This is a genomic window from Leisingera sp. ABD4_442, assembly GCF_056160905.1.
In genome coordinates, this window is the sequence record NZ_JBSWYB010000046.1 from 21425 (window position 1) to 27424 (window position 6000).

The 6000-nt window shown below is 63.5% G+C and carries 6 protein-coding genes; 3 read left to right on the plus strand and 3 right to left on the minus strand.

The features are described from left to right. Nucleotides 1–244 precede the first annotated feature (244 nt). A complete protein-coding gene (polA, locus tag ACXAHG_RS21405) occupies nucleotides 245–3052 on the minus strand; it encodes a DNA polymerase I (protein WP_475060581.1) in 2808 nt (935 codons plus the stop codon). Between the two features lie 175 nt (nucleotides 3053–3227). On the opposite strand from polA, the gene ACXAHG_RS21410 reads away from it, so the two are divergent. After that, nucleotides 3228–3593 (plus strand): hypothetical protein, encoded by a 366-nt coding sequence (locus ACXAHG_RS21410; RefSeq protein WP_475039826.1) that lies wholly within the window; start codon nucleotides 3228–3230, stop codon nucleotides 3591–3593. Between the two features lie 80 nt (nucleotides 3594–3673). Continuing rightward, nucleotides 3674–4111: a hypothetical protein gene (locus ACXAHG_RS21415; protein WP_475060583.1), complete on the plus strand. Its 438-nt coding sequence runs from the start codon at nucleotides 3674–3676 to the stop codon at nucleotides 4109–4111. Nucleotides 4112–4155: 44 nt separating this feature from the next. On the opposite strand, the gene ACXAHG_RS21420 is transcribed toward ACXAHG_RS21415, so the two are convergent. Both ACXAHG_RS21420 and ACXAHG_RS21425 read right to left on the minus strand, forming a co-directional pair. Then, nucleotides 4156–4641, minus strand: coding sequence for a flavodoxin family protein (locus ACXAHG_RS21420; protein ID WP_475060585.1), 486 nt, complete (start codon nucleotides 4639–4641; stop codon nucleotides 4156–4158). 43 nt (nucleotides 4642–4684) lie between these two features. Further along, nucleotides 4685–4879, minus strand: coding sequence for a zinc-finger domain-containing protein (locus ACXAHG_RS21425; protein WP_475039822.1), 195 nt, complete (start codon nucleotides 4877–4879; stop codon nucleotides 4685–4687). A gap of 71 nt (nucleotides 4880–4950) precedes the next feature. Here ACXAHG_RS21425 and ACXAHG_RS21430 point away from each other — a divergent pair, with 71 nt between their 5' ends. Next, the gene (locus ACXAHG_RS21430; RefSeq protein ID WP_475060587.1) at nucleotides 4951–5880 is read left to right on the plus strand and encodes an ABC transporter ATP-binding protein; all 930 of its coding nucleotides are present in this window, start codon (nucleotides 4951–4953) and stop codon (nucleotides 5878–5880) included. Nucleotides 5881–6000: the final 120 nt, after the last annotated feature.

Below are 6000 nucleotides of genomic sequence, written 5' to 3' on the forward strand. Positions count from 1 at the left end.
CGCAAGGCTTTGCTGAGAAGCCCCTAAGGGCAGGTCTGCCCTTGAGGGGCGTTTTTGATTGTTTTTACGCCAGGCCGCGTCAAGGGCACGCCGCGCTGCCGCGCGGAGCCTGCCGGCTCCCTTGACCCGGTGAGGCGGGGTCCGGGCACAGCCTGCGCCGCGTCAGCGGCGCCAGGCCCAACGGGATGAGACCGTCAGGTCGAAGCCGGGCGGGAGCACCCCTGCCTGCCTGGGTGTGCCTGCCTTAATGCGCCTCGGCCCAGTTCAAACCGCGGCCTGCGTCCACCACCAGCTTCACATCCAGATGCACCGCCGGATCGGCGGCGTTCTCCATCACCTTGCGGGCTGTGTCGATGGTCTCCTCCACCGCCGCCTCCGGCACTTCGAACAGCAGTTCATCGTGCACCTGCAACAGCATCCGCGCAGGCAGGTGGGCGATCGCCTCCGGCATCCGGATCATCGCCCGGCGGATCACATCCGCCGCGGTGCCCTGGATCGGTGCGTTGATCGCCGCGCGTTTGGCAAAGCCCGCCTTCGGCCCCTTGGCGTTGATCTCCGCGGTATGGATCTTGCGCCCGAACAGGGTCTGCACATAGCCGTGCTCCTTGGCGAACTCGACAGTCGAATCCATGTACTTGCGGATCCCCGGGAAGCGTTCGAAATAGCGGTCGATGAACCCCTGCGCATCCTTGCGCGGTATGCGCAGGTTGCGCGCCAGGCCAAAGCCGGAAATGCCGTAGATCACACCAAAGTTGATCGCCTTGGCCTGGCGGCGGATCTCCGGCGTCATCTCCTCCAGCGGCACCTCGAACATCTCGGACGCGGTCATCGCATGAATGTCGACACCTTCCGCAAAGGCCTGTTTCAGCGCGTCAATTCCGGCCATATGGGCCAGAATGCGCAGCTCAATCTGGCTGTAGTCGAGCGACAAGAGGACGTTGCCCTCCTCCGCCACAAAGGCCTCGCGAATACGGCGGCCTTCTTCGGTGCGCACCGGAATGTTCTGCAGATTCGGGTCGGTCGAGGCCATGCGGCCGGTGCTGGCGCCGGTCTGGGCATAAGACGTATGCACCCGGCCCGTTTCCGCATTTATGTGATCCTGCAATGCGTCCGTATAGGTCGACTTCAGCTTGCTCAGCTGCCGCCAGTCCAGCACCCGCGCGGGCATGTCGTGTTCCGTCGCCAGATCCTCAAGGATATCCGCGCCGGTGGCATAGGCGCCGGTTTTGCCCTTCTTGCCACCGGGCAGCGCCATCTTGTCAAACAGGATCTCGCCCAGCTGCTTGGGCGAGCCGACGTTGAACGTCTCGCCCGCCAGTTCATGGATTTCCGCCTCCAGCCCGGCCATCTTTTGGGCAAAGGCATTGGACATGCGCGAGAGCGTATCGCGGTCCACCTTGATCCCGTTGCGCTCCATATCCGCCAGCACCGGCACCAGCGGCCGCTCCAGCGTTTCATAGACCGTCGTGACCCGCTCCTGATGCAGCTGCGGCTTGAAGACCTGCCACAGGCGCAGGGTGATATCAGCATCTTCCGCCGCATAAGGCACCGCGTCGTCAATCGGCACCCGGTCAAAGGTGATCGCCGATTTGCCGGAACCCAAGAGCGGCTTGATCGGGATCGGCGTGTGGTCCAGGTAGCGCTCAGACAGCGCATCCATGCCATGCCCGTGCATGCCGGCATGCAGCGCATAGGACATCAGCATGGTGTCGTCGATGGGCGCCACATCCACCCCGTAGCGGTGCAGGATCTTGGCGTCGTATTTCATGTTCTGGCCGATCTTGATGATCGCCGGATCTTCCAGAACGTCTTTGAGCATCGCGACTGCCTCTTCCAGCGGCATCTGCCCCTCGGACAGGCCTTCACCGCCAAACAGATCATCGCCCCCGGCCTTATGCGCCAAGGGGATATAGCAAGCCTCGCCCGCCTCGACGCACAGCGAGATGCCGACCAGATCGACGACCATTTCATCCAGGCCGGTGGTTTCGGTATCCACTGCCACCCAGCCGCGCTGGCGGATGCGGTCGACCCAGACCTGCAAGGCACCTGCATCGCGGACGCATTCGTATTTCTCCTTGTCGAACGGCACCGCTTCCGGTGCCGCCGCCGGGGAGGCCGCCGCTGCAGCGGGTGCTTCCGGGATCGCCGGCGCCTCCATGCCCAGCTGATCGGCCATGCGCTTGGACAGCGTGCGGAACTCCATGCTGCTCAGGAACTCCAGCAGCACCTCCGCATCCGGCTCCTTCACCTCCAGATCATCCAGGGTGAAGTCCAGTTCCATGTTGCAGTCCAGCTGCACCAGCTTTTTCGACAGCTCGATCTGGTCCCGCTTCTCGATCAGCGTCTGGCGGCGCTTTGGCTGCTTGATCTCCTCAGCCCGGTCCAAGAGCTCCTCCAGCGAGCCGAATTCATTGATCAGCAGGGCCGCGGTCTTAATCCCGATCCCGGGCGCCCCCGGCACGTTGTCAACCGAGTCGCCCGCCAGCGCCTGCACATCCACCACCCGGTCGGGGCCGACGCCGAATTTCTCCACCACGCCATCGCTGTCGATGCGCTTGTTCTTCATCGCATCCAGCATCTCGACCCCGCCGCCGACCAGCTGCATCAGGTCCTTGTCCGAGGAGATGATCGTCACCCGCCCGCCCGCATCGCGCGCTTGATGCGCCAGGGTTGCGATGATGTCGTCGGCCTCGAACCCCTCGATCTCCTTGCAGGCGATGTTGAAGGCGCGGGTCGCGTCGCGGGTCAGCGGGAACTGCGGCACCAGATCCTCCGGCGCGGGCGGGCGGTTGGCCTTGTACTGATCATACATCTCGTTGCGGAATGACTTGCCGGAGTAGTCGAAAATCACCGCCACATGGGTCGGCGCATCCGGGCCCTTGTTGTCCTCCACCTGCTTGAACAGCATGTTGCAGAACCCCGCCACGGCGCCGATCGGCAGCCCGTCGGACTTGCGCGTCAAGGGCGGCAGCGCGTGATAGGCGCGGAAGATGAAGGCCGAGCCGTCGATCAGATGCAGATGGCAGCCCTTGCCGAATTGTGTCCCGCTCATTGTGCTGCTCCCCGGTTCATTCGCGCATGGTGGTTTGGACAGTGTTATTCAGTATCCGGCGGCCATCCGCAATCGCCCTGTTGCCCGCTGCTGCCAGCATTCCAGCCACGCAGATGTGATCCGCCCCGGCGTCCGCGCGATTGCGTGACCGCTGCAACCGCAGCTAACTGGGGCGATGCAACGGCTTGCCCTGTTTTCCCTGTTCCTGCTTCTGGCCGCCTGCCGCGAGGACGTTCGGATGCTGTCCGCTGACGAAATGCAGGCTCTCTTGGCGCAGGACCGCAAGATCGCCTTCACCCGGCTGGCGTTCTCCGGCACGGCGGTTCTGCGGACAGACGGCACCTTTGAGGTCACAATCCCGCGGCTGGGAGAGGACACCGGCACCTGGCGGCTGGACAGCGACCGGATCTGCAGCCGCTGGGCAGAGTTCCGCCGCGGCCAGGAGCTGTGCGTCCTGGCCGGAGAGCTGCCGGATGGCACATACCGCGCGATGTATACCGCTTCCGGCACCCGGCTGGGCGACTTCTGGTTCATTGATTGATTTAACTGGAAGGTCACTTCAAAAAGGGATGGGGCAGTTTGAAATCTGGACTTTTGTGCTGGCTTGGAGAAGGGGCGGTTATGCAGGACGCACCCGGCGACGTTGACTACGAAGTGGAACCGCTGGGTCAAAGCAGCGGGTTTTGCGATTGTTGCGGCAATGAAACCCGATTGGTTTGGGGGGTTGTTCATGCTCCGGCGGGCACCGCAGCCAGCTACTATGTGCATTGGACTGCTGGCGCCGGGTTGGACCGTCACCCGGCCAACTATGATTTCATCATCGGACGTTGGGGCGAGGACGCGTCACCTGCTGACCGTGTTGCCGTTTCCTTGATGCATTTTGAGAACGAGGAAGGGCCAGGCGTCATGGTCATTGATGCAGGCGGCCGCCCTTCGGCATACAGTGGTTTGGCGGCCAGTGCTCTCGACCGTGAACGTGTCGTTGGAACAGAGCTTGCCGCAACAGCCTTCGCAGTCTTTGATACGGTGCTTTTGCAGGACACGCGGCTGTACAAATAGCTGACCTGTTGCTTTCCGGTGTTCCAAGCATGGGTTCGAAACCCCTAAAACACCCCCATTGCCAGCCCCGCGCCCATCGCCAGCCCCAGCTCCCGGCAGGCCTCCAGCTCCTCCTCCGGGATCACCTTCTCCGCCAGAATGGCCTCCGGCGTCTGCGCATGGGTGCAGATAATCAGCGGCTTCTGCACCTCTTTCAGGCGCCAGCCGGTGGCAATCCGCGCGCATTGCCGCGCCGCGTTTTCCCCGTCCGAGCCGGCACAGACCATCTGCGCATAAGGACGCCCCTCGATCTGCCCTAGAACCGGGTAATAGCAGCGGTCAAAGAACTCTTTCATCTGGCCTGACAGCGCCGCCAGGTTCTCCGGCGCGCAGAAAATATAGCCATCCGCCGCCAGCAGATCCTCCGGCCCGGCATCTTCGGCCCGCATCAGAGCAGCCTCAATCTCACCGCGCGCCGCCTCATACGCGGCCTCCGCCATCCGGCGGCTGCCCCCGGTGCGGCTGTGATAGACGATCAGAAGCTGTGCCATCAGCAGCAGCCTGTGCGGTCAGGACATGATCCGGGCGACCGGATCACTCCGCCGCCTTGGCCGCGTCCTCATAGATGAACTTGCAGTCGCAATAGGGGCATTCCACGAACCCTTCGGCTTCCGGGATCTGCAGATAGACCCGCGGATGCCCCAGCGCGCCCTCGCTGCCGTCGCAGGCCACCTTGCGGCTGTTCACGATCCTGGTTTCCGGCGCATCAGGGCTAGGGGCGGTGCTCATGGCTGGCAGTCCTTTCACTTTTCGGCTAGGCGCATTTATGAGCCAAGGAAAAACCGGGGGCAAGTGCGGCGATGAGTGCTGACGCAATCCAGATCAAAGCTTTGCGCAAAATCTATGGCGGCCAAAAGGGCCAGCCGGAGAAACACGCGCTCAAGGGCGTCGACCTGACGGTTCCGCGCGGCTCTGTCTTCGGCCTGCTGGGGCCGAACGGTGCGGGTAAATCGACGATGATCAACATCCTGGCCGGGCTGGTGCGCAAGACCTCCGGCTCGGTCTCGATCTGGGGCTTCGACCAGGACGCAAACCCGCGCCAAAGCCGCGCCGCTATCGGGGTGATGCCGCAGGAGCTGAACCTGGACCCCTTTTTCACCCCGCGCGGCGCACTGGAGGTGCAGGCAGGCCTCTACGGGGTGCCCAAGCACGAACGCCACAGCGACGAGATCCTGCGGATGATCGGGCTGGAGGACAAGGCGGAGGCCTATGCCCGCACCCTCTCAGGCGGCATGCGGCGGCGGCTCCTCTTGGGGAAGGCGCTGGTTCACCGCCCTTCCGTCCTGGTGCTGGACGAGCCGACAGCAGGCGTCGACATCGAGCTGCGCCAGATGCTGTGGGAGAACATCCGCAAGCTCAATGCGCAGGGCATGACCATCATCCTCACCACCCATTACCTGGAGGAAGCCGAGGAGATGTGCGACGAGATCGCCATCATCAACCAGGGCGAAGTGGTGGCGCGCGACAGCAAGTCCAGCCTGCTGGGCCGGCTGGATGCCAAGACCATGGTGGTGCAGCCCGCGGCGCCGGTCGCTGAACTGCCTCGTGGCGACGGCATCGAGGCCGAACTGCGCCCGGACGGCGCTGTAGGCTTACGCTACCGCAGCCGCATCACCAGCGCCGAACAGGTGCTGGCCGCGGTCCGCGCGGCGGGGATCAGCATCCGCGACGTGAAGACCGAAGAGGCCGATCTGGAGGATGTCTTCCTGTCGCTGACCAAGGCGGGGTGAGGGGACGCCTCAGCCTAGTGATCAGGTTGCGGGAAATTTTGTTGAAAAACTCTGACTTGATCGGGATGCATGTGGCTGATTCAATTCCGGCATTGAGCGGGAGGATCGGCGATGATGGGA

Excerpts from the sequence above, each read along its gene's own strand:
- polA (WP_475060581.1), bottom strand. The coding sequence starts at position 3,052 with ATGAGCGGGACACAATTCGGCAAGGGCTGCCATCTGCATCTGATCGAC.
- ACXAHG_RS21410 (WP_475039826.1), top strand. The coding sequence starts at position 3,228 with ATGCAACGGCTTGCCCTGTTTTCCCTGTTCCTGCTTCTGGCCGCCTGC.
- ACXAHG_RS21415 (WP_475060583.1), top strand. The coding sequence starts at position 3,674 with ATGCAGGACGCACCCGGCGACGTTGACTACGAAGTGGAACCGCTGGGT.
- ACXAHG_RS21420 (WP_475060585.1), bottom strand. The coding sequence starts at position 4,641 with ATGGCACAGCTTCTGATCGTCTATCACAGCCGCACCGGGGGCAGCCGC.
- ACXAHG_RS21425 (WP_475039822.1), bottom strand. The coding sequence starts at position 4,879 with ATGAGCACCGCCCCTAGCCCTGATGCGCCGGAAACCAGGATCGTGAAC.
- ACXAHG_RS21430 (WP_475060587.1), top strand. The coding sequence starts at position 4,951 with ATGAGTGCTGACGCAATCCAGATCAAAGCTTTGCGCAAAATCTATGGC.